This window comes from Rhodospirillaceae bacterium (assembly GCA_018660465.1).
In the GTDB taxonomy this organism is placed as follows: Bacteria; Pseudomonadota; Alphaproteobacteria; order Rhodospirillales; family JABJKH01; genus JABJKH01.
Map to the genome: position 1 here is coordinate 22,905 of JABJKH010000007.1, position 24,607 is coordinate 47,511.

Below are 24,607 nucleotides of genomic sequence, written 5' to 3' on the forward strand. Positions count from 1 at the left end.
GAGCTGCAAAACAATGTAGCTTCAAAATAAAACCGCCTATGACATACGCCAGGGCGGTTTTTTCTTTCCCGAAATCAGAAGAAATCTAGTTCAGAAATTTGTTAATTGTCTCTAGCAAATTTGGAACAGATATGGGCTTGGCAATATAGCCTTCGCATCCACCTTCGCGGATTTTTTCCTCGTCGCCTTTCATTGCGAACGCGGTGACTGCAATAACCGGGATTGCCTTTAACTCATCATCGGCCTTCAACATTTTTGTGACTTCCAGTCCCGAAATCTCCGGCAATTGGATGTCCATCAAGATAAGATCTGGTTCATGCTCACGCGCCAAATCTAGTGCCTCACGCCCATCGTGGGTCTGCACCGTTTCATAGCCATGCGCCTGCAATAGATCGTTAAATAGTTTCATGTTGAGTTCGTTATCCTCAACAATCAATATCTTTTGCGCCATTCTGTCTCTCTCTTAGCCAACATGCCGTCCCACTCCGGGAACGATCAAAGTTAGCGATTGAACAACTAAGATCAGTTGCTAATAAATAAACTTGATATCTAATTAATGTAAAACGAACCAAGCATCACGATAAATTCAGCATTCTTCGGGCTGATCATGGATGATTCATTTGCCTGTGTCAAATTGCTGAAATTTATCAAAAAAAAACGAATCCACTCAGACTAATATCGTTGCCGTCGCTACCCCTGAACTTCCTCTACTAAGCCCTCTAATTGTTCTAAGTCATGAATGATTAGGGAGTTTTTCGTGCGCTCTACAATGCCCTTACGGGCCAAATCATTCATCACCCGGGCCACAGTCTCCCGCGTGGTGCTAACCCGGCTCGCGATGTCACCATGCACAGGGATCGGTTTTAAAATAACTTGGTTTTGGATGCCGTCGAACTCGTCACTTGCCTGTGCCAATCGCAATAAATCCACATGAACGCGGTTATTGGCACCCAGGGTGCTCAAATCCATAATCCGTTCCGTTGAAAACCGAACAAGGCGGCACAAGTGCTGCATAATAGCCAGAGCGAGTGCCGGAATTTCTTCCAATAAGGCCAAGAACCTGCTGGAGGGCATAACAACGATCAGGCAATCGGTAAGTGCCATAACACTGGCTGACCGCGGCTCGCCATCAATCGCCGCCAACTCACCAAACTGTTGGCCATCGGTCACGTCGTCCAGAGTTACTTCGCGCCCGGAAAATGAATAATTCACCACCCGAACCTTCCCCTTAACCACGAAGAAGATATCCTTGGTCTGGGCGTGACGGTCAAAGATTTGTTCGCCGGCGGCAAATTTTTTGTAGCGGCAATGGGTCTCGACCTCGGCCAACGCCGCAGGCGGGACGTCTTGCAGCAACTTTATGCCCGTCAGGACCTTCGGCGTATTATCCGGCACGTCGCTGATACCCCCACCAAGCGGCCTTAGAATTCAATATTACCTGCATCCTACGAATATAGGTATTTCCCAATGGTATAACACCCTGAGTAATATACAAATATTTCAATAGGTGCGCCTTCCTATTTCTACCGCGCTATAGTCTCGGATGCAAAGGTTCCCGTGGTTCATTTAGGATGTCAAAATTTAAAAACGATAGAAAAAGCTGCATTCCGACAATAATTGGTAAGGCTGCAATCATGACAGAGCCGGTTGTCGCCGTTACACCCGTTGTCGAAGAAAGCCACCATTGATAGCCCCCGAACACAGCGCCAAACAAGATCAGAAGCGGCCCCAAGACAACCTCAATAGAAGCAACGGAAAAATTTCTGAGAAAATAACTATAAATAATTCGCTTAAATGTGTTGCTGATATTCCGACACAGGAATTCGCCGATCACGTTCATAATTTTCAAATTGCTGACTTCATCACCGTACTTGGCTGACATCGGAAAGTCGGAAACGACGGCCCGCATGACATTCAAATGAAATAGCATGTCGGATTCAAAGAAATAGCGCTTGGCAATTTTTTCCATCGGCAATTGCTCCGCCACCTTGGCGTGAATTGCGGTAAATCCATTCGTCGGGTCGAATGAGTTCCAATATCCACTGGAAACCTTGGTCATAAACGATAGCAAGGCGTTGCCGACAAGCCTAATTTTGGGCATTTCACGAAGGTCACTCGGGTTATAAAAGCGATTACCCTTACAGTAGTCTGCAACGCCTGAGATTATTGGGCCGATTAGTTTGTTAATCAGTGCTGGATTCATCTGCCCGTCACCATCGACTTTAACAATTATGTCCGCGCCATCGGCCATGGCTTGGCGGTAACCGGTCATAACGGCCCCACCAACGCCTTGATTTGTCTCGTTATATAAGACTGTAACCCTATCTGAGTTTATATTTTCAGCAATGAGCTTGCCGCTCTTTTCCGGACACCCATCATCAATCACATAAATCGCGTGACATTCAGGTCCAATCCCGTCCACGACCCCAATGATATGCCGGCTGACCTTATACGAAGGAATTACAACAGCAACCTTAGGAGGCACCGTTTGGGGATCGGGGCTATTTTTTCCGGACTCAGACAACGCCATCAACAGATCCGTTTTAATTTCAACACATTGCGCGGCAAAACCAAGTCTATGGCTTCGCCGATTCCCTGACAACCTGTTAGGGCAGTAATTAATCGCCAATTGTTACGGAAGCTACTGGAGAATTATCGATCCGAGGCCGATTAATCCTCTGGGTGACTAGGAACTAAGAGTCCCGTATAGGTGCAGCTTGTCCATGGAATCCCCGGTATTGTTGACGAATAAAGCCGAAAATTCCATGGCTTATCATCGACGTGAGACCTTTACCGCCCCGATAAAGCCGATTGACGTCTTCCATCGAGCGAATTGAACTAAGGTTCGTGTACCACATTCCAGGCGACGTATACATTTCAATATAAGCCCGCTTATACCAATACTTCATGCTCTCTTTATCGAAGTTTGGATTTACATACACCGGATCGTCGAAATCGATGGCAATAAAGTCGCTCCAACTGGCGGCCCTGCGCAATCCGCCCATTTCCTTGCAGCTCTTATAAAGAGCCGACCCTGGATAGGGAACCGGCAAATAGAATAGGGCCATATGAGGCCGCAACTTTTTAGCAAACTTAATGGTGTTCCGCACCATCGCTTCATCTTCACCGGGCAAGCATAGGATAAAGTTACAGAGGATTCTCATCCCCGCGTCGCGCACCATTTTGACGCCGGCCTCTTGTTGCTCGACGGTGCACCCCTTTTGGACGACCTTCAGAGATTCTTCATTTCCAGACTCAATGCCTGTGCTGAGCAGCCGACATCCCGCCGTATACATGGCCTCAAGAAGTTCTGGATCCACCCGGTCCATACGGGTTCCCGCCGCCCATTTTAAATCCAAATTTTCCTTCACCATCAATTCCATCAGCTTCATGGTATGTTTTTTATTAATGGTAAATGTCGAATCTTGGAAATAAACACCCTTCGCACCATGCTCATATTTCAGAATTTTTAATTCCTCTATAATTCGCTCGGGCGAGAAGAATCGGCTCTTTTTCCCGAGAATTTGAGCGGCTTCACAGTAAGAGCAAGAAAACGGGCATCCCCTTTGGGTCATTATGGAAAAAGTCGGGAGTTTAACATATTGAGTCGGGTGGGGCACATAGCGCGAAATATCTAAATCCGAATTAAAACCGACAGGAATATCATCCAACTCTCCAAGAAAAAGCCGGTTAGGGTTGACCTTCACGGCATCATCTTCACCTCTGTACACAAGGCCAAGAATTTCAGAAAAATCGTCATCTCCTTCGGCCAATGCATTCAATAGCTCGTCGAACGTATGCTCCGCTTCGTGACGGATGATAAAATCAACTTCCGGGCACTGTTCCATGGTGAATTCAGGCAGCGTCGATGCATGAATATTACCAAATACAATTTTAGCGTTTGGCAGGACCCTTCTGACAATTTTAGCAGAAGAAAACGCATAATCGGCAGTCGGCGTAAATACCGGCAAAGCAACGATACTGTATTGTTCCTCTTCTAGTTTGGCGACCAGGGATTCTTCGGTAACATCACCAAACTGGGTATCCAAAAAATCAACCGTATAGCCTCTTGCCTTAAGCCATGAATAAACCGAAATTGTGCCGATCGGCAGGAGATACCCCTGCTCTGTTTTTGCACTTCCCCAAGCAGCCTCTGCTGGAAAAAGCGGTTCCAAAAGTAAAATTTTCAGAGCCTTAGCTTCTTCGCTTGGCGCATAGTCCAACTTCTGGTCGTGGCCGACCTTGTTAACCGATGAAGTTAACGGCGAGATATCCAGAATGTTGACTTCTTGATCCATATTAGATCCCCCTTTTCGAATCCTATATAAAAACGCCTAAACTATCTTTCAAGTCCAGCAAATTTATTTTAATTCCAATTCGTTGCCACACATTTAACGGAAGCGAAAATGAGGTTTCAATTCAGTCCTTGATCTCAGTCGGAGACATATACCCTTTGAACGGCCATGATTTCAGCACTTTCCACCCGCCGCCATCGCGCTTCAGTAGGTAGGATGCGCCTTTTTTTAAGTTAGGATTGATAGCACCCAGAACACCAGGGGTAATACTATGAACCCAAATAAAGTCCGGCTTCTTCCGATCCAGGTTAAGTCGAATGTTTTGAGCTGTCGCACTGGAATAAGCACTAATTTGTCCCACCATCTTCCGGCCTGCCATGTACATGTGATAGCGCATTTGCGTGCCGTAGGCGCCATCGCTTTCAGGATCAACAGCCACTATGGTTGCGTCTTTTGGAAGCAGCTCGACAATTTCAGGCACTATCTCTCGAATATGAATTTTGGTCGCACGCACATCAAAGCGTAGCTTATGGATCAAACCGACCTGAAGCCCAATAACGAGAATGATCGCCAGCCACATTACGGGCCGAAGATTCCATCCGCGCCCAAAAATATAGCGCCGATACAAAATTCCAAGAACCACTATAAAGGCAACGACAACAATTAAACCCAAGTGCGTATTATAGCGCCAAAATGATGCGACCCGAAGCGCATCGAACCGACCAAAGACTGCCAAATATGTAATTAACAGGAAGACGTTGTAAGACATGAACGCAAAACCTGCCATTACGAACAAGCGGTCTCGTGCTCCACGCCATCGAAACAACCCGTATAGAGCCATACCCGAGAGGATAAATGAGGGAATAAAGTATCCACCCTTTTTCGTAACAACATAAAATGCCCGCATCAAAATATCGTAAGATATCTCCCAGAACCATTTATCAAACGGTCGGATCGTGTGCTGTGGGCCGACTAAATTGCTCGCGACGTATTGTCTCCAGATTAAAAATATCACAATTGCCGGGATAATTATTAAAGGAAGAAGAGACACAAATTCTTTTAATTTTATCTTTGAATCCCGCAGCGCTACAAGGATCACGGCGAACAATAAAACCAAGAAAAGCGCCAAAGTCGCCTGTTTCAAACTGATCAAAATGAGCAACGCCAAGGCGAGCATCCAGGCCTGCCGTCGTGCCTCTTTCCGATTACCCTCTGCCAACTCCTCAAACATATGCCAGGCAATGATCATCCCGAGGGCCATTGCCAGACCGGATGCCAGCTCACCGTATGCCGTCAGAACCAGTTTTTGCACAAACGTCGGATTAAGAATTGTTACTGCGAGAATCCCTGTTGCGCACGCCCACCAAGGCGGAGCCTCGTCGGAGAACAACTGCGGCTCCGTCTGCTGCTCAGGCCGACCTTGAGCCACAATTATCCGGGCAACCAAATGAGCGAACGACATCAGCATAAGAACGTTCAAAACGGCTGTCGTGTTCTCAATAAATTCACCGGCAATGTTACTCGTTAAATAAACCGGAAACCCCATGCCATAGGGATAGCCCGCCATAGAGGCTGCGCTACGAGGCAGGTCTGCGTTTGGAAAACTGTCCCACACGAAGAGATAATGCGCCGCTGGCAGCCAATGGGCGAATTCATCCCACTGTGACGGATGCATTGCCGAAACCACCAATATCATCGGTAATCCCAGCAACGCTGTCCGCCCGATCCCTTTAGGCAAAAGAGGAATTTGTCGTTTAACCACCACCCAGACCGAAACCAAGAGCGCGGCAAAGAAAATCCAACCCGCAATCTTTAACGGCCAGCCAAATAATGCGCCCGTCACTGTGAAGATGATAATTATGAAAGCCCAGCCAAAGATCACATTCATCTCCGGCATACGATGACGACCGGTAATCGCAGCACCAATCACAGACATCGCAGCGGCGATGGCCACAATAACACCAAGCATCAAAAATTGGTTTAAGCTGGGGATAAATAGATCAATTACGGACATCAATAATTAAACCGCCTCTTGGGCTCCAAAAGAATGATTGGTACCTTGGATTTTCAGACTAAACATTCAGAAAGTTAGTCTTAGAAAGTTAGCTCGGGAATTTTTTCAATATTAAGCGGCCTGAACCTACAAGAACCGCCCCTAAACACAACATAATTCTAAAGATATGCAGTCACGAGCGCGCGGCCAAATTCCTGCCGATCCGGTCTGCATTGGCCATGATTGTAAATGTTGGGTTTTTGCCGGCGAGTTGAGGAAAAATGGCACCATCGGCGATATGGAGTCCCGGAAGGCCCACCACCTGTCCTTGGGCATCCGTCGCCAATCCAGAACCTCCCCCCATGGGAAACGTCCCCGCGTAATGAATATCGCTGCCAGGTTCTGAGATCCGCGCACCGCCGGGCAAGGCATAGGCCCCAAGATGGCGAAATCCTTTGGTAAGCTTATGGCGAAGGGTCTCCACCCGATCTTTAAAATCCGACGCATACGCGCCCTGAATTTGAAGCTCGCCAGAACTTCCCAAGGTAACGGCATGGTGGCTGTAGTCCCCTGGCAGAAAACAATTGAGAAAAACCAATGACGGCATTACCCGGCGCAAGAACCCAATGGCAGCTGGGCGACTAAGGGGCAAGTGGCGAGCGATCTCAGACGTCAGTAATGATCCGCCTGAGAACACCACCCCGTGAGCATAATCGGGATCATCTGGACCGGCCTCCACCCTAAACCCCAATTGCCCGAGCGAAAAACCTTTGCTGGCAACTGCACGACCAATTCTCCCCGGCAAACATAACGCCATCGCAAATGCTGGGTTTGAGACCAGCTTGATCGGTTGATCACGATGCCCAAGGGATTGCAGCGCAAGCTTCGTTGACCCAATCGTTCCCGCCGCAAGAACCACTGTTTTTGCCCTGACAACGCCGCCCTCATAGCGCACCACGATCTCGTCCCCCTCGCGCTCAACAGCTTGGACAAAGCATCCTCGGCGATATGTGAAACCGTCGCGTTTACCCAGCGCCTCAACATCTTGCGCCGCGCTGTAGATTGAGCCCTTCGAGCAGCCCCACAAACACATGTCGTCTTCCGTACACGCCCTTCGATTGCCCAAGGACGCACTCAGCACAGCATTTCGCGCCCGACCAAGATAAAAGCCTAACGCCTGAGCCTTTTCCCGGCGCGCCTCATACCGTTGCAAAAGGTGCTGCGTGTTTTCATGCAAAGGGATCGGTGCCTGCAACGGTACATCGCTGCCATAGAATTCACCCATATCGTCGGCCGCCTCACCACTCACGCCGATGCGCGATCCAACGGCTTTGAATGACGCTGCCAAATCTGCCCGTGAAATGGGAAACCCCTTCAAGTCCCGATCATCGTAAGCATAGGCCCCAGCCCCCCAGGCATTTGAGAGTCCCCCTGTCGCAAGAGACCCCACCGCCATGAAGGACTTGGTCTTCAGCCGATAGGCTTCGGAAAATCCTTCGAACGTGTAGGCGCTCGCCGGCACTTTTAATTTCGGCGATACGTTGCCCTGATCCTTAAGACCGTGAAAATCCTCGCCCAGGAATACCCGCCATTGATCCTCATCCTGGCGACGAATATCCAAAAAAGCGCCTTCGGTCTTCGGCGTATCTTTTGGACCCAGCCCCTGATCGAGCATCAATACCTTCCGGCCCGCCTCTATCAGCGGCCAAGAAACCGAGACCCCAGCGGGACCACTGCCGATCACAATGACATCCGCGTCAACCGTCATGGGTTCCGCCTGCCCAACAAAATTCTAAGTGGCAAGAAAACAGCCTCAACAGCCAGCAACACACCAAGTTCAAAAATAGAAATCAGCCAAGACCTCTGGTCCAAGGCGCAGAAGTCTTTGGCACCTTCCGGTGTTGTCTCCGCAATAACCATGGCAATCGCCAAGCGATCCGCCACCCTCCCTGCTCCGCCGATAGGTTCAAAGATTCTCATTAGTCCAGGCCAGCCATAGACGATGCCCGGCAAATTTAGTGGGATACTCCCGCGCGTCGCTTCCACTGCTCGTACGTACCGACGAATGAGACTTTCACGGACAGAACGCCCCGTGACATATGTTAGCAAGGCTCGGCCTTCACGCAGTAGCCGCCGACGATTTTTTGGGTTTTCCTGGGCGAAGGCTGAAATCGCATCACACGGGGCCATCCCCAGCGCCTCAAACGATGCCGGGCTGTCCATGATTGCGATATCGGTCAACCCGAGCACCCGCTCACGTGGGATATTGGGAAGACCCGGTATAACCCGCGCAATTGCAATTCCCATCAAGACAAAACTTATGGGTAAAGGCACCAGCCGAATGCGTCTTCCAAACCGCGTCCAAGCGAGGTCCTTAATCAGACGCCCAAACGAGATAGGAGTCGGATCGCCCAAATAAAACATTTTTTGCTTTGGCTGCACACTTGGGTCTGCCAATCGCAGGAGGGCCTCACAAAGCTGATCCACATGAACTGGCTGCAATAAAGTAGACGCACACGTCACCGGCACGATGGGGGCGGTTCGAACCATCTCACAAAGTTTTCCATAGACCCCACCTTCTTCACCGCCACAAACAAGTCCAGGTCGCACAATTAATGCGTCGAACTCAGCCAACATTGTTTCGACGGCAAATTTTCCTCGTCCGTACGATGTAGGAGCATCTGGGCGCGATGATTGACTGGAGACAAAAACAAACCGCGACACACCTGCTTTATGAGCAGCCTCCGCCAAAGCCCGGGTGCCGGTTACATCAACCTCTCCGCCCTCACCATCGCTCAAGCCGGCAGAGGCTAGATGAACAACGGCGTCCATGTCGGTGAGATCAGGGGCTGCCCCACTCAAATCATAGGAGACAAACTGGTAAGCACCTTCTTCAATCCCCTCAGGTCGCTTTCGCCCCAGCACGGTCAGCTCAATCCCCTGCGCTAACGCCTGCCGACATAACCGTCGACCGATGTACCCACCGCCACCAGTTACAGCGAGGCAAAAAGGGTTTGGGGTTTCTTGATCTTGCATGCGCGGAGTATAGGCGGGCAGGTCGGCAAGCGGCAAGAAACTCGCCCGATAGCAGACTTATCTCTAAGATACTTGAAAGCAGGGAGAACATCTGACCATGTCGACTGAGAAAAGCCGAACCTGGAGTTGGGAATTTGATAGCCCGCCCAAAGTTGTGTGGACCGCACTGGCCAACACTCAACGGTTTAACGAAGCCATCGGCGCACCGACATACAAAGTCGAAGAGCTACCGCAATCGGACGGCAGCGTTATTTCCATCGCGCGGGCGCGAAAAGGGCCATTTGATTTAGAATGGGAAGAAGCGGTAGTTGACCGAGTCTTCAATCGTTGGTTTCACCAACGCCGGATATTTCTGAAGGGTCCGCTAAAAACGTTAAACTCTTGGCTTAAGATTACCCAAACTGAAAAAGGGTGTCGTGCCGAATTTACCATTGCGGCGACCCCATCTGGGATGATGGGCCGACTTATTTTAGCAACTCGATTTTTTTCTGGCCCTGATCGTGTACTCAATCAACTGGCCGCTAACATGAAATCATTTGCGGACGGCACGGTGGAAACACCCTACGAGGTACCCCCGCCAACCTTAGCCCTTGGCAGCGAAGCCCGTATCCGCGACCTTAAGGAAGCTATCGACCAATCGCCCTTTTCTCACGGCTTAACGCAACGACTGGCCGACTTCGCATTCAAACGACAAGACGCCGATGTGTCACAGATACGGCCCTTGGCGCTGGCAAGGCTGTGGAATGTTCCCGCACGGCACGCGGTCGAAGTATGCCTTCAGGCGGCGAAACAAGGACTCCTAGGTCTACGCTGGCATCTGTTATGCCCTCACTGCCAAGGCGGAAAAGGAGAATCTGCCTCCCTCGATCAACTGCCCGTAGGCGAACACTGCAACTCCTGCAATATAGATTTTGACCGGGAATACTCGGGCAATGTTGAACTGGCGTTTCATCCTGCTGCAGCAATTAGACCCGTCGAGACCGCTGCCTTTTGTACGGCGGGACCAATGGTCACACCCCATGTTGTCGTACAGATTTCTCTCAAACCAGGAGAAACAAGAACGGTCACAGCAGAACTGGCTCACGGAAGCTATCGCCTTCGCACCGTAGAGCCAGGTCCAAGCCACATCATTGACTGGCATTCAGGCGGTTTTCCGGAAGTCATTGCCAATGTAGATTCTATGGAAGCGGGTGCCCCAGTTGATTCCGGAAAAATTACCTTAACCAACCGTACTGGCCGTCGGCTGGCCTTGGTGATAGAGGAACGAGGTTGGGCGCGTGACGCCCTGACGGCAGATAGAGTGACAACCTACCAAGCCTTCCGTGATCTCTTCTCCCGTGAGGTGCTGAGGCCTGGTGATACCGGAGATATCGATCATGTCACCCTGATGTTTACAGATCTCAAGGGATCGACCGCGCTTTACAATCGTGTCGGCGATCCAGAAGCTTACGCTCAAGTCAGAGACCATTTTTCCGTTCTTGGCACTGCTGTTCGCGAAAATAACGGTGCCGTGGTTAAAACCATTGGCGACGCGATTATGGCTGCATTCGCCAACCCCCTAGATGGTTTGGCGGCGGCGATCCAAATTCAGAATGATATGAAGGCTCATAATTCGACCACTGAGGGCGAACCTTTGATCATAAAAATTGGTCTAAATACCGGACGATGTATCGCCGTCACGTTAAATGACCGGTTGGATTACTATGGTGCCACGGCCAATCTAACGGCCCGCCTGGAAAGTCAAAGCCAAGGGGGGGACATCATTTTGTCGGAGTCGCTCACTCATGATGCGGCGATCTGTGATAGACTAACTAAGATCACATTGGAAAAGGGAATGGCCGAATTAAAGGGGTTCGCGGATAGCATCCCGTATTTTAGAGTATTGGCAGACGACATAAATAAGCTTGTAGACGATTAACCGCTTGGCACCGTAATATATTTGAATATGACCATACTTCACCGAATTATCCCGCTGTTTGCCCTCATTGTCCTGGCAATGTTTGCCAGTCATGCAAGTGCTGCGGAATCCTGCGTTAACGTTGGGCAATGGCTACGGCCTGATGACAGGACGACCGTCACCCATAGGGGACTTATGGCGGAACTTTCAAAACGTCCAGTGGTTCTGCTGGGCGAAGTCCATACCAATGTGGAACACCACCGCTGGCAACTTCATACGTTGGCTGCCCTTCATGCCTTGAACCCGAACATGGTCATCGCGTTTGAAGCTTTTCCACGATCGACTCAATCAGTCCTAGATAAATGGGTGCGTGGCGAATTGGGGGTCGATGCGTTCTTGAAGCAAAGCCGCTGGCACGACGTCTGGCGGTTTGATGCGAACCAATACCTGCCGCTGTTCCATTTCGCGCGTCAGCATAGGATTCCCATGGTGGCGATGAATGTGGAGCGGGACCTCATTCGCGCTGTGGGGAAGCAGGGGTTTGAGAAAGTCCCCAAAGATGTACGTGAGGGCGTGAGCAAGCCTGCGCCGGCCGCCGAGGCGTATCGGAAATCCCTTCGCGACGTCTTCGATGCGCATCAGAAAATAGGAATTGGCAGTCCTCATAAGCCAAAGAAACCTAGTAATAAGACCGCGCCTGCCTCTAAAGATTCAGTAGAAACCCGATTCGACCGATTTGTCCAAGTCCAAACCACCTGGGACCGTGCAATGGCGGAAGCGATTTATAAGGCCCGACTCGCGAACAACTCCCCCCTTGTCGTCGGCATTGTCGGTATGGGGCATCTAGAATTTGGTTATGGCATTTCCCATCAACTTGCAGACCTGGGGCTCAAAAACGCCGCGGTCTTATTGCCTTGGGGGCCGAAACGCACCTGTGGCGATTTAAAATCCGCGGGCGGAGTCGCGATAGCAGAGGTCGTGTTCGGCACGAAACCCGTTCAAGAACCGGCTCAGAATTCGAAACCTAAGCTCGGCGTCATGATTTCCACTGCGAAACAAAAGGTACTGATTAATAGGGTGCTCAAGGACAGCATCGCCGAAGCCGCAGGCATTAAGGATGGTGACCGTGTTATGGAAGCGGCCGGGGTTGTTATTCACGACACAGCGACCTTAGTCAGCATCATCCAACGTCAAGCTCCGGGAACGTGGCTGCCCCTCGTAATTGACCGAAAGGGAACAAAATCGGTCATTATTGCGAAATTCCCGGCAAATTAGGAAAATTAAAAGTTCCTTAAAGTTAATCATTCATTTTGTTAGCAGATTTTAAGTACAACCCCGCCGCCGAAAAAAGAGCTTGTCCAGGGGGCCGATGGCGTGAATACAATGTGCATCCGATATCGCTCCGAGAGGATAATCATGCGTAATTTTACCATAGTTCTGGGCGTTTTATGCCTTTTCTTCTCAGATGCTGTTTGGGCACAAAGCCAAGGTGACGGCATATTGAATGCGGTTTCCTACCGTCCGCTCAAAGCTGGGATCAAAATTGCCGTGGAACCGTATGATAATTCGGCGACCAATATGAAATTAAAAGGCCACTTTGAAAGCGCGTTGCGGAAAGCTGGCTACGAAATATCCGACACCTCCAACATTATTATGTCATTTGAAACCCGCGATGAAGCGGGCGCTTGGGTGCAACCGGGCAACCGGACTTATATTGAGCTCCACAACAATCCTGATCGCCGAGGTGTCGAGCCACCAAAAGTTCTTTTAAACCTCTATAACAGTGACCGGGGCGGCGTTTTCAATTCGGGCAGAGGCAACCGCGAGGTAACACCTCGAAAGTATCGACTTGAAACCACCATCGACAACAAATCTAATGGTCGACGCATGTGGCATGCCTGGACAATTACCAATGTCGGCGCAGCAGACAGTTCCGCCCTTGCTGCATCCATGATCCCGATGATGGTCAAAAACTTAGGCCAGACCGTTCGCGGTCAGGCGTTTGAAATAAAATAACATTGCGCGCCCCCCTATATTTGCAATTGCCGTGAAAGAGAATTCCGGGTACTAAACCCCCCGTTATGCTGCGCTATGACTGAGGCTTGATAGGCTTCTTAATCCGCACAATTGGGTTTTCAATTTCCATGTTTGTGACAGAGCTATGAGCGACTTTGCCGATAAGGCCTTACTACCCACCGGAATGGCTGACGTTTTACCACCTGATGCCGAGTTTGAGGCACACGTGGTTGAGCGCCTGTTGGCGTCGTTTAAGGCCTATGGGTACGACCAGGTAAAGCCGCCACTAATTGAGTTTGAGGAAAGCCTGCTGGGAACCAGCGGTGGTGCTGTGGCGAATCAAACATTCCGGCTGATGGACCCGGTTTCTCAACGAATGATGGGGCTTCGCACCGATATGACGCTGCAAGTCGCGCGGATCGGAACAACGCGCATGAAAAAGGCACCGCGTCCACTTCGCCTCAGCTATGCTGGGCAGGTTCTGCGCGTTAAAGGAAGCCAGCTTCGCCCTGAACGCCAATTTGGTCAGGTCGGTGTCGAACTGATCGGCTCGGATAGCACTGCTGCGGACGCGGAAGTTATCGTCATGGCGGTTGAAGCGCTTAATGCCTTAGGCAGTCCCGAGATTTCCGTAGATTTAGGGCTACCATCCCTGGTCAACGCGGTCTGTAGCGACCTTTCAATCGATGAGGAGGCAAACACTCGCCTGCAAACGGCCCTGGACCGCAAAGACCTAGCAGAAATCAACGCGCTCGCGGATACCTTGGGTCCGAACATTACGGCGACACTGTCGGCACTCCTAACTGCGGTGGGGCCTGTGGACAGCGCCCTTGAAACTGTGAGAAATATTGAACTGTCAGACGCCGCTGGACAGCAATGGCAAGCCCTGGTGGATACGGTGGGACACATCAGGCAAGCCAATTCAGATATTAGCCTCACGGTCGATCCTGTTGAGAACCGGGGATTCGAATATCATTCGGGACCAACCTTCACCTTATTTGCCCGTGGTGTACGCGGTGAATTGGGCAGTGGAGGTCGGTACCGCGCTGGCAACGGCGATACACCCGGCGAACCAGCGACCGGTTTAACCCTATTCATGGATACAGTTTTGCGTGCGGTGTCTCCGCTGGAAGACACTCAACGTTTGTATTTACCTCATGGCACGACACCCGCCGTCGCCAAAAATTTCCGTGACGAAGGGTGGTCGACTCTGCAAGGCTTAAACAAAACAGAAAACCCAGAGACTGAGGCGACGCGGTTGTCCTGCAGCCACGTCCTCATCGATGGCGACGCTCAAATTCTAAAGAAGGACGGATAAAATATGGCCAACGTGGTTGTAATAGGATCGCAATGGGGCGACGAAGGAAAAGGCAAGATCGTTGACTGGCTGTCCGAACGCGCCGATGTGGTGGTGCGCTTTCAAGGTGGGCACAACGCTGGGCACACCTTGGTTATCGATGGCGTAACGTACAAGCTAAGTTGCCTACCCTCCGGCGTGGTGAGAGGCGGCAAGCTTTCAATAATTGGAAACGGCGTGGTCGTTGATCCTTGGGCTTTAGTTGCCGAAATCGACACCGTGCGCGGACAAGGGGTCGAAATTTCCCCTGATACTGTTCAAATCGCGGAAAATGCATCCTTGATCCTGCCCTTGCACAGTAACCTGGATAACGCCCGCGAAGAAGCCATGGGCAAAGCCAAAATCGGCACCACTGGCCGAGGCATTGGACCGGCATACGAAGACAAAGTCGCGCGTCGCGCCATTCGGGTGGGTGATCTGGCGGAACCTGACGTCCTACCAAACCGAATCGAAAGGCTCCTGTTTCATCATAATGCCTTGCTCAAGGGCATGGGCATGGACCTGATCGATGGCGCTAAGCTGTTGGAGCAATTGATAGAAATTGCACCGAAAGTCCTTCCCTTCGCAGGAACTGTTTGGAAACAGCTTGATAACGCTCGTCGATCCGGCAAACGCATTCTGTTCGAAGGTGCGCAAGGCACCATGCTTGATATCGACCATGGCACCTATCCTTTCGTCACATCCTCTAATACAGTCGCCGGCCAAGCAGCCGCAGGGTCAGGACAAGGACCCGGCGCGATTGATTTTGTTCTGGGCATTACCAAAGCCTACACTACCCGTGTCGGCAGCGGCCCCTTCCCAACCGAACTTCACGACGAAATTGGTCAGGGCCTGGGCGAGCGTGGGCATGAATTCGGCACCGTCACCGGGCGATCGCGGCGATGTGGCTGGTTTGATGCAGTGCTTGTTCGACAAGCGGTTAAGGTCAATGGAATCAATGGGATAGCCCTAACAAAGCTGGATATCTTGGACGGCATGTCTGAATTAAAAGTCTGCACGGGCTACAAAATCGGCGACGAAACTTTCGATTATTTTCCAGCGAGTTCGGAGCAACAAAGCAAGGTTGAGCCGGTCTACGAAGTTATGGAAGGCTGGAGCGAAACCACTTATGGGGCGCGGTCATGGGCTGACCTTCCTGCGACGGCCATTAAATATATCCGCCGAATTGAAGAGCTTATTGAAGCGCCGGTCGCACTTCTATCAACAAGTCCCGAGCGTGACGACACTATTTTGGTCACCGACCCGTTTACCGATTAGGGCTCATAATTTATCCTGGTAAAGTGTTATTAAGACGTTTTGTTGTATTGCCTAGAACAGGCGATTAATCTTCTTCCTGAGCCTGAAGGAATGGAAGTTCAGTAATGGCAGAAGCAGCTCCCGCAGAAGCTGAGGTTCCCGAGGAACCCAAAAAAACAGAGATCCCGGAAACACTGCCAGGGTCTGGCGGTGGTCCGGCTATTCTGTACGATCGTTTTATCATCAATTCTGACACCACGATTCCAGACTTGGACACCCCGTCGGCGAAGGCGTACAGCGTCGAAGACCGGCGCGAGGCGGGCAGCCAACTGTTTGCCCTGATATGTACGCCGGGTCTGCCAATTCGGGATGAGATCATAGATGACCTTAAGGCCGGTGATATTCCCGGACTGATGAAGCTGGTCGATTGGGGAAAGGTCCATTGGCCGCCTTTGAACCAAACCGCTATGGCGATGATCTATCGCCGCCCGATGGGTGGAAAGGTCACCAGTACCTACGATGCGGATGGTTTTCGAATTACGGAATATGATATACCGACACAGGTTATAAAACCGCTGGGATCAGCAATCCGAGAATTGGGGATCCGAAAGATTACCCATCGGGCCATTCGTCCAAATAATCTATTTTATATGGATGAAGAACGTACCCAAATGGTTTTGGGCGACTGTGCAACGACGCCTCCGGGTTTCGACCAGCCCGTAATTTTTGATTCATTGCCAGCAGCCATGGCTTCGCCCGGCGGCCGTGGCCCCGGCGATATAAAAGACGATTTGTTTTCTCTTGGTATTACCGTCTTGTACTTTTTGCTGGAAGACAATCCAATTGCTGAATTGGAAACAAGCGATCAAGTTATTCAGCGTGCCGAGATTGGGACCTATCAGGTCCTCCTCAAAAATTATCGCCTTCCGGCTAAAATGACAGAAGTATTGCGGGGATTGCTTTCCGACGAACCTGATGAACGCTGGGGAACCAGTGAATTAGAAACTTGGATTAACGGCAAACGTCCGGCGGCACTTCCCCGCAAGAGCCTGATCAAGGCAGACGCACCCTTTAAGTTTGAATCGTATGAACTGGTAGCCCCGCGGGCACTTGCACACGCTCTGGCGAAAAACGTGCCAGAAGCAGCAAAAGCAATCAAAAGCGGCGACCTGGAAATTTGGGCTCGTAGCGATCTGAAAATAAGTGGCTTGGCAGATTCTATTAAGGAAATTGCCGAAGTCGCGACGATAAACGTAAATAAGGCGGATTCGAAAGACGATTTTGTGGTCACTAAAGTGAGTCTCATTATGGACCCAACCGGCCCTATTCGTTATCGAGGATTTTCTTTTATGCCTGACGGGTTCGGAGGCGCAATGGCTGTCGAATACCTACGCACTCAGGAAAATAAATTCGCTGCTCAAGTTCTATCGCGTAACGTCCTCGGTATTTGGACCGTTGCCCAAGGAGATAACTCGCCAGATACTTTTTCCTATGATGCCAACTTTAAGGAGCTACGTAAATTTCAACAAAAAGTCTCTTTAGGCTATGGAATAGAACGGTGCCTCTATGAGGAAAACCGATCCCTTGCTTGCCAAAGTCCAAATATTGCCCAGGACTACGTAACCGATATTAGAGAAATTCTGACGGCACTAGATCGGGCGGCCAATCGCGCCGATACGACCGGGAAACCTATTGACCGGCATGTTGCGGGATTCATCGCCGCCCATTTCGATCAGGAAATTGAACCGCACCTAAATGCACTCGCAAGTCCTGGCGAAGCGTCATCACTCATCGGCATGCTCAGCCTGCTAGCGTTAATGCAGTGGAAGCTAGAAGGTGAGCCGGTTTATGGTTTATCGAGTTGGATGGGGGGACTTTTAGGTCCCGCAATCAACACCTACTACAATCGGTCTACCCGGCGTGAAATTGAAGGTGAAATTCCCAAGCTGGTGCGCCAAGGCAGCCTGCCCGACCTGTTTGATCTAATCGATAACGCCGAGCGGCGTAAGGACGATATGAACGGTTTCGAAGAGGCACAAGCCGAATACGCGACCGCAGAGGCCGAAGTTAAGGAACTGACTGAAAACGAAGAAGAGCGAGCCAACTCGGCAGAATCTTCTGGGCATCATGCGTCAGCTGTTACCTCATTTCTTTTTATGGCATTTATTGTAACTCTTGTTTTTATCTTTGGTTGAGTCTCGAGTTCGGAACACGGTGGCATGGGCAGCATTTTAAAATTATATTTTGGCGTTTTTTGTTTGGTGATTCTGCTCATCATGGTCGCCTTGCCGACCGTGATCATCCTATTCTTTGGCATGCTACCAAGCCTAGTTGCGTTTATCGTTGATCGTTCCGCCCGAAAATCTCAAGCCATTTGCGTCGGTAGCATGAACTTTACCGGCGTCTTTCCATCCCTGATGGAACTTTGGGTCGAGACTGACAATTCCTACGAAGCGGCAACGGAAATATTCTCTGACGTGTTTATCATTGCGCTAATGTATTCCGCAGCCGCATTTGGGTACCTGATGTACATGGTTATACCGCCGATGGTAACTACATTTTTGAACGTCATGGCGCAGCGCCGCATTGCGTTACTGCGGGCCGCACAAAAGAAAATTATCGGCGAATGGGGACCCGAAGTCGCTCAGATCGTTGCCGACGCAGACGAAGAGGAGGAGGATGAGAAAGAGGAGAAAGCTGATCCGCCTGATGAAGACAGCAACTCAGATGTACAGGACCTACCCGATCTAGAAGATGATGGCGGCATCATCATGGAAGATTTGCGATAGGCTACGTGCTCCCTAGATCGCCAGATCGGTCCCGCTGGTTTCTTGTTCAATGGAAAGTTTTATCTTTTTAAGGGCGTTGGCCTCGATTTGGCGAACGCGTTCGCGCGAAATACTGTACACCCGGCTCAACTGCTCAAGCGTAGAAGGCTTATCGCTTAAGCGCCGTTCAGTGATAATGTGGCGCTCCCGATCCGTTAGCAACCCCATTGCCCCGGTTAGAAGTTGGCGGCGAATGGTTAATTCCTCTACCTCTGCAACGTAGGTCTCTTGGCTTTCTGAGTCATCAACCAAAAAATCTTGCCATTCATCAAAGCCATCTTCGCGCAACGGCACATTCAAAGAATGATCGTGGCTCGACAAACGTCCGTTCATGCTGGAGACCTCTGCCTCCGACACATTCAATCGATCCGCAATGATCGTGACGTGCTCTGGCGACAGATCGCCATCGTCGATGGCCTGCAGCTGCGCTTTCAGTTTGCGCAAATTGAAGAATAATTTTTTCTGTGCTGCCGTTGTTCCCATTTTCACGATCGACCAGGACCGCAAGATATATTCCTGCATTGATGCTCTGATCCACCACATGGCATAGGTTGCCAAACGGAATCCACGATCCGGGTCAAATCGTTTAACCGCCTTGATCATTCCAAGGTTTCCTTCGGACAACACCTCCGCCAACGGCAAGCCATACCCGCGGTATCCCATCGCAATTCGTGCGACCAAACGAAGGTGACTGGTTATCAGACGGTCTGCCGCCGATTGATCCCCTTGTTCGACCCAACGGCGAGCCAATTCGACTTCTTCCCCCGGCGTGAGCATGGGGATGTTGTGGACCCGGTTGAGATAGCGGGACAGATTCAATTCAGGACTGGGGCCGTCTTCGGGTATTACGGATGCCATGAGTAGGTACTTTCGCCGAACGTTGAAATACATAAATGCTATTCGCTTCGACGCTTCGCGACGCAGTGAATAACACCATATTACCCGACGAATTTGATAAGGTATATATAAATTTAGTCTGTATCTAATATTTTAATTATCTTATTGATATAATTAGATTTTTCTGAATACAAGTCGATGTCTTTTTCCGTTATAGGGTGATAAAACCCTATGTTTAACGCATGTAATGCCTGATACTCGCATGAATTTAGCTGTTTTTTTTGTTCATCGGAGACCGACCGCAACCGTCGCGCGGCACCACCATCGTAAACGGGATCACAGACCAGCGAATGCCCGATGCTGGTCATATGAACACGAATTTGATGGGTGCGGCCGGTCTCCAGTTTACAGGTTACTAAACTGGCCTGAGTCCCGATAGCGCGCTCTACCTTATAATGGGTAACTGCTGTCTTTCCACCGCGCGCGACAATCGCCATTTTTTTTCTGTTCGATGGGCTTCTCCCGATGTTTCCTTCAATCGTTCCTTCCCGTGGCGCGGGCATGCCCCAGACGACGGCGCAGTAGGAACGACGAACCGTGTGGGCCGCAAATTGCTCGGAAAGGCCGTGGTGCGTCGCATCATTTTTAGCCGCGACAAGTAGGCCGCTGGTATCCTTATCTAAACGATGAACGATCCCTGGTCGACTGACCCCGCCAATGCCGGAGAGACTACCCCGGCAATGATGCAGGAGCGCATTGACCAAGGTTCCCTCAAAATGACCGGGTGCCGGATGCACGACAAGCCCGGCCGGCTTGTTAATGACAATCAGATCATCATCCTCAAACACCACATCCAGCGGGATATCTTGTGGTTGCGGTAGGGCTGGAACGACGGGCGGAACATCCACCTGATAGACCTGTCCGACTTTAACTTTCTGAGCAGGTTCAAGTACGGCAGCCGCATCCCCTTCCCTGCTAACCTGTCCGCCTTCAATTAGCGACTTAAAACGTGTCCGTGACATTTCCGGCAAGGCTTCCGCCAGGAAGCTATCCAGCCGCGTGCCGGCCTTGTGCTCGGGCACCGGGACTGTATAAGACTGTTGGTTCGTCGTACTGGGCATTGTGCTCATCATAGGAAAGAGTTAAGCAAAACCATGCGTGCACTCAAGGGTATCGTTATTGGCATGGGCGTCCTTATTGTGATCGGGCTGGGCGGTGTTGGCTACGGAATATACAAAAATGCGTCGTCCCTTGGTAAAAAATCCACTGCCGCATCGTCGGAAAGTTCCATCTCAAAGGCAACGGAGTCCTGGTCTCAAGACCTGGCCGTGTCTCTGCCCCCTGGATGCATCGTTAAAGACGTCAAAACGGGAGACGGTCGAATGTATGTCATCATTGCCGGCACTTCTCAGGAAGGCAAAGCCGTTTGCAGCAGGGTAATCGTTGTTGACCCGGCGTCGGGTAAACGTTTGGGAACGCTCAAGGTCATCCCTTGATATTTATTCCAGGTGCCCTTCTTAAAGTAATCATCGATGAAGCAGAAACCGCCGCGCCTGAAGAATGCTGCGGGCTTTTGGTGGGGCGCAATTGGACAGAGGGCCAATCTGACAACGACCTTGTCGTGACCCGCGTCGCCCCCAGTACAAATGTTATCGAAGGTGATCCGTTAAAGTCGTTCGAGGTTGACCCCAAACTAAGGTTCGATTTAATGCGCGAGATCAAAGACACCGATAAACGCATTATCGGCGTCTACCACTCTCACCCCGATCAATCCGCACAACCCAGCGCCCGTGACTTAGCCCAAGCATGGGAGCCTGACCTTACATGGCTCATTGTTTCGCTGATTAATGGCCAGGCCGTTCACACGACCGCCCACGCGCTCAATGCCGATGCCAACCAATTCGAAGAAGTCGGCCTAAGAACCACTGATTGGCAGCCCTACCCGCAGCGCGAAAATACATAAGCCAAACGACTCTAATCTTCGATGGCTTCATACTTTGCGGCTGCCCGCATTAGATCCACGAGGCTTTTGCGAACGCCGGGGTCGATGATTTTATAATAAGCGCGCACCAGTTCGAGAGTTTCACGTTTGATCATGGGATCGGGGTCTTGGAGTTGACCTTTGTTTGCCGTCGCTTTTCCATCAGTCTTTTGGTCTGCGAAGTTTTGCGCATCTGATGGCATGTCATCAAAGAAAAATGAAACTGGCACGTCTAGAATTTGAGCGAACTCATAGAGGCGGCTTGAACCAATCCGGTTGGCACCGCGCTCATACTTTTGAATTTGCTGAAATGTCAGATTAACTTCTTCACCCAATTTTTCCTGGCTCAAGCCCATAAGCGTGCGACGCAACCGAACACGGCTTCCCACATGGACATCGATTGGGTTTGGAGTTCCCAAGGGTAAAATTCTTTCGCGCGCTAACCGAGTCGGCGCCTTCTTACGAGATTTTGTTTTTTGCATAAAAAAATGTTCCTGTTACTAAATATCACCTAAAGCCCTAAAGTAAGAGCTTCCCCCTGCATCTTTGATACCTTCCCTGGATTAAAAAGTCACGTGAATGGTTACAACAGTATTCAGCTTTTTTTTAGCATTTAACTGCTCTAGTCTGGTGGTATGAATTAGGATTTAAAATGAATATCCGCATTGAACCTTTATCGGATAAAATTGGCGCTGCTATTTACGGCTTGGATCTCCGCCAAACTTTATCGAGCGATGAAAAAGTCGCTGTGACCCGAGCCTTTGCAGATCATCTAGCGGTGTGTATTCGGGGCCAGGAGTTAACCCTGGATGAATTTCTGGCGGCGGCAAATCAGTTTGGAAAATCCAAGCCACACCTGTACAGAAAACTTCGCCACAAAGATCACCCGCATTTATCTGTCGTCTCCAGCGAAGACCGCAAACTATTTGGCGAAAAAACAAAGAACCCACGCGCGACGCATTTCCATACAGATGAATCGTATCTGGCCAAACCCAGTAAAGCGACAATGCTATATTCCATGATCAATCCAAAATCTGGGGGCGAGACCAAATTCGTAAACATGTATCGCGCCTATGAAACATTGCCGGAATCGACAAAGACTATGCTTGAAGGCCTCAAGGCCGTTCACCGCTTTGGGACGAACCGACCCGGTGTGGCACTGCTGAAACTCTCCGACGAAGAAAAGGCGGAAACGCCAGACGTTGTCCATCCCATCGTGCGCACCCACCCGGATACAGGCCGAAAAGCGTTGTTCGTTAATGCAGCCCGCACCGACAGTGTTGTCGGCATGGATGCGGACGAGGGAAAAGCTTTGTTAGAGGACCTATACACACATTCAATAAAACCCGAATTTCAATACCATCACGACTGGGCCGTCGGCGATGTCATGATGTGGGACAACCGCTGCACCATGCATGCAGCGACCAACACTTATGGACCTGATGAAAAGCGGCTGCTTTATCGCGTATTGTTAGAAGGAGACGCGCCCCGTTAGACGGATCGTCGCTTCGCAAGCTCTCTATAAAGCGCTTCGGGGCTAACGCCAATTTGTACGGCTATTTCTTTCCAATGACCCTTTGCTGGCAAATTGTTTCCTTGCCATGCCAACCACCCGTCTACCCGCTCCGCCACTGTTTTCCGCGATAGGATTTCAATCTGGCCTCGCGCCGATTGAACTTCCCTGGCCAAATGAGCCGCCCACAAGTTAGCAAAGCCTTTGTCTTTCTCGAGGCGCGCAAAAAATATCCTCTTTGACCATTCAATTACGACTGAGGGTAAAGTAACCACCGCGTCACAGTGATAGTTCTCAGAATAAATTGAGGCCTCTGCCAAAATCGTTCCCGCTGATGCGCGCTGGAGAACGATTGAAGCACCATCTCGTTGATGACGGGTCAACTCGATTGAACCCTCGCTAACAACAAAGACTGACCGTACCGGGTCGTCTTGGTGAAATAGGTAGCTCCCCTGATCCAACTCTCGTTGCTTGTGGGCCGTTCCAATAAGGTGTTCTATAAAACCTTCATACATGATTTGTATCATGTATGAATTTCATGCGATGTGGCAAGTTCCTGGTAGCAGAAATTAATTATTGAAAGAAAATACGATGAAAAAAATTCTATTTGTGATTCCGCTCCTGGCCCTTAGCCTCAATGCCCAAGCGAGTGAAAAGTCACATTCCCATACCTCAAAATATGCAGGACAGGAAAAGCGGGTTATTAAAAGCCTCTCGCCCGATGATATTGCCGAATTAAGACGAGGCGGCGGGTGGGGCTTGGCCAAAGCGGCGGAACTTAATGGCGTTCCTGGCCCCGCACATTTGCTGGAGATGAAGGGCAAAATATCGCTCACGGAGAAACAGGTTTCTGCTATTTCCGAGCTTTATACACAGATGAAATCCAAGGCAATTAAACAGGGTGAAAAGCTCATCACTCTTGAACAAGAACTAGAACGTCTCTTCAAATCCCGGTCCATAACAGATGCGACACTGCGATCTTCCCTAAATAACATCTCGGAAGCGAGGAAAGAATTGAGATACATTCATCTGGCCACGCATTTAAAAACGCCCAAAATTTTATCAGCGGCTCAAATCAAGAAATACAACATGCTTCGAGGGTATTCGAACCCCAACCCTTGTGCCAATATGCCCGAAGGTCACGACCCGGAAATGTGGCGCAAGCACAATGGGTGCAAGTAAGTCGCAGACTTTTAACTTTCCAAATCATCCATGTCGGACTGCCCTGAGATCCGCCGTCGCAAGTGCGACCATGACAATCCGACCGCCATGACCAAGGAAATTAGAATGAGAAGCAAATAGGTCATCACAGTGGGTTTGGCAGTATCAATCAGGCCAAAATCTATTAGGGCCCAGATAATGCCACCAAATAATGCCGCCGCGAGAACCAAGCCAATGGGACCAATCGAACGCCACGTTGCGCGCAAATAAACAATATAGACGATTGCGATTACAATCCCGGCCACGAACTTGAGCGGCATGCTACCACCCTCGGCCAATGCCCAGTGATAGAATGAATGCCCTGTCGGGTTAAATGTTCCGAACACCAGCACGAGCGCCACGACCAAGCGCACGATAAATCCTGAAAATCCAAATTGTTCTTGAGCCATTTTCTTTT

At 50.3% G+C, this 24,607-nt stretch carries 23 protein-coding genes; 11 read left to right on the top strand and 12 right to left on the bottom strand.

The genetic code is table 11. The features are described 5' to 3' along the window. Positions 1-85 precede the first annotated feature (85 nt). The 7 genes from HOM51_01060 to HOM51_01090 form a co-directional block, all read right to left on the bottom strand. Complete coding sequence (locus HOM51_01060) at positions 86-451, bottom strand: response regulator (GenBank protein ID MBT5033082.1); 366 nt, start codon at positions 449-451, stop codon at positions 86-88. A 239-nt stretch (positions 452-690) separates the two neighbouring features. Continuing rightward, on the bottom strand, positions 691-1,395 hold the full coding sequence (locus HOM51_01065; GenBank protein MBT5033083.1) for a Crp/Fnr family transcriptional regulator: 705 nt from the start codon (positions 1,393-1,395) through the stop codon (positions 691-693). Positions 1,396-1,531: 136 nt separating this feature from the next. Continuing rightward, positions 1,532-2,530, bottom strand: a complete 999-nt coding sequence (locus tag HOM51_01070) for a glycosyltransferase family 2 protein (GenBank protein ID MBT5033084.1) — start codon at positions 2,528-2,530, stop codon at positions 1,532-1,534. A gap of 163 nt (positions 2,531-2,693) precedes the next feature. Beyond that, a complete protein-coding gene (locus HOM51_01075; GenBank protein MBT5033085.1) occupies positions 2,694-4,298 on the bottom strand; it encodes a radical SAM protein in 1,605 nt (534 codons plus the stop codon). A 121-nt stretch (positions 4,299-4,419) separates the two neighbouring features. Next, a complete protein-coding gene (locus HOM51_01080) occupies positions 4,420-6,309 on the bottom strand; it encodes a hypothetical protein (protein MBT5033086.1) in 1,890 nt (629 codons plus the stop codon). A gap of 172 nt (positions 6,310-6,481) precedes the next feature. After that, complete coding sequence (locus HOM51_01085; protein ID MBT5033087.1) at positions 6,482-8,056, bottom strand: GMC family oxidoreductase; 1,575 nt, start codon at positions 8,054-8,056, stop codon at positions 6,482-6,484. Continuing rightward, positions 8,053-9,360 carry an NAD-dependent epimerase/dehydratase family protein gene (locus HOM51_01090; protein ID MBT5033088.1) on the bottom strand — a complete coding sequence of 436 codons (1,308 nt, stop codon included), beginning with the start codon at positions 9,358-9,360 and terminating at the stop codon, positions 8,053-8,055. Before HOM51_01090 ends, HOM51_01085 begins: the two co-directional genes overlap by 4 nt. A 61-nt stretch (positions 9,361-9,421) precedes the next feature. Here HOM51_01090 and HOM51_01095 point away from each other — a divergent pair, with 61 nt between their 5' ends. From HOM51_01095 to HOM51_01125, 7 genes are all read left to right on the top strand, one after another. Continuing rightward, positions 9,422-11,242, top strand: a complete 1,821-nt coding sequence (locus HOM51_01095; GenBank protein MBT5033089.1) for a hypothetical protein — start codon at positions 9,422-9,424, stop codon at positions 11,240-11,242. 27 nt (positions 11,243-11,269) lie between these two features. Next, positions 11,270-12,496, top strand: a complete 1,227-nt coding sequence (locus HOM51_01100; GenBank protein ID MBT5033090.1) for a PDZ domain-containing protein — start codon at positions 11,270-11,272, stop codon at positions 12,494-12,496. Between the two features lie 141 nt (positions 12,497-12,637). Then, positions 12,638-13,237, top strand: coding sequence for a hypothetical protein (locus tag HOM51_01105; protein ID MBT5033091.1), 600 nt, complete (start codon positions 12,638-12,640; stop codon positions 13,235-13,237). 145 nt (positions 13,238-13,382) lie between these two features. Further along, positions 13,383-14,555 (top strand): ATP phosphoribosyltransferase regulatory subunit, encoded by a 1,173-nt coding sequence (locus HOM51_01110; protein ID MBT5033092.1) that lies wholly within the window; start codon positions 13,383-13,385, stop codon positions 14,553-14,555. 3 nt (positions 14,556-14,558) lie between these two features. Continuing rightward, positions 14,559-15,851, top strand: a complete 1,293-nt coding sequence (locus tag HOM51_01115) for an adenylosuccinate synthase (protein MBT5033093.1) — start codon at positions 14,559-14,561, stop codon at positions 15,849-15,851. 104 nt (positions 15,852-15,955) lie between these two features. Then, a complete protein-coding gene (locus tag HOM51_01120) occupies positions 15,956-18,025 on the top strand; it encodes a hypothetical protein (protein ID MBT5033094.1) in 2,070 nt (689 codons plus the stop codon). Positions 18,026-18,049: 24 nt separating this feature from the next. Next, on the top strand, positions 18,050-18,619 hold the full coding sequence (locus HOM51_01125) for a hypothetical protein (protein ID MBT5033095.1): 570 nt from the start codon (positions 18,050-18,052) through the stop codon (positions 18,617-18,619). A 12-nt stretch (positions 18,620-18,631) separates the two neighbouring features. Here HOM51_01125 and rpoH read toward each other — a convergent pair whose 3' ends face one another. Continuing rightward, complete coding sequence (gene rpoH, locus HOM51_01130) at positions 18,632-19,516, bottom strand: RNA polymerase sigma factor RpoH (GenBank protein MBT5033096.1); 885 nt, start codon at positions 19,514-19,516, stop codon at positions 18,632-18,634. Between the two features lie 113 nt (positions 19,517-19,629). Next, a complete protein-coding gene (locus HOM51_01135) occupies positions 19,630-20,616 on the bottom strand; it encodes an RluA family pseudouridine synthase (protein MBT5033097.1) in 987 nt (328 codons plus the stop codon). Positions 20,617-20,649: 33 nt separating this feature from the next. On the opposite strand from HOM51_01135, the gene HOM51_01140 reads away from it, so the two are divergent. Further along, positions 20,650-20,991 carry a hypothetical protein gene (locus tag HOM51_01140; GenBank protein MBT5033098.1) on the top strand — a complete coding sequence of 114 codons (342 nt, stop codon included), beginning with the start codon at positions 20,650-20,652 and terminating at the stop codon, positions 20,989-20,991. Then, positions 20,988-21,458 (top strand): M67 family metallopeptidase, encoded by a 471-nt coding sequence (locus tag HOM51_01145; GenBank protein ID MBT5033099.1) that lies wholly within the window; start codon positions 20,988-20,990, stop codon positions 21,456-21,458. The genes HOM51_01140 and HOM51_01145 overlap by 4 nt, the downstream gene beginning before the upstream one ends. A gap of 11 nt (positions 21,459-21,469) precedes the next feature. Here the strand turns inward: HOM51_01145 and HOM51_01150 are convergent, their stop codons facing one another. Beyond that, on the bottom strand, positions 21,470-21,958 hold the full coding sequence (locus HOM51_01150; GenBank protein ID MBT5033100.1) for a helix-turn-helix transcriptional regulator: 489 nt from the start codon (positions 21,956-21,958) through the stop codon (positions 21,470-21,472). Between the two features lie 170 nt (positions 21,959-22,128). Between HOM51_01150 and HOM51_01155 the strand changes: the two genes are divergently transcribed. Beyond that, the gene (locus HOM51_01155; GenBank protein ID MBT5033101.1) at positions 22,129-22,971 is read left to right on the top strand and encodes a TauD/TfdA family dioxygenase; all 843 of its coding nucleotides are present in this window, start codon (positions 22,129-22,131) and stop codon (positions 22,969-22,971) included. Here the strand turns inward: HOM51_01155 and HOM51_01160 are convergent. After that, positions 22,968-23,504 (bottom strand): Crp/Fnr family transcriptional regulator, encoded by a 537-nt coding sequence (locus HOM51_01160; protein MBT5033102.1) that lies wholly within the window; start codon positions 23,502-23,504, stop codon positions 22,968-22,970. The genes HOM51_01155 and HOM51_01160 overlap by 4 nt on opposite strands. 76 nt (positions 23,505-23,580) lie before the next feature. Here HOM51_01160 and HOM51_01165 point away from each other — a divergent pair, with 76 nt between their 5' ends. Further along, positions 23,581-24,171, top strand: coding sequence for a hypothetical protein (locus tag HOM51_01165; protein MBT5033103.1), 591 nt, complete (start codon positions 23,581-23,583; stop codon positions 24,169-24,171). Positions 24,172-24,182: 11 nt separating this feature from the next. Here HOM51_01165 and HOM51_01170 read toward each other — a convergent pair whose 3' ends face one another. Continuing rightward, a complete protein-coding gene (locus HOM51_01170; GenBank protein MBT5033104.1) occupies positions 24,183-24,599 on the bottom strand; it encodes a hypothetical protein in 417 nt (138 codons plus the stop codon). Positions 24,600-24,607 lie beyond the last annotated feature (8 nt).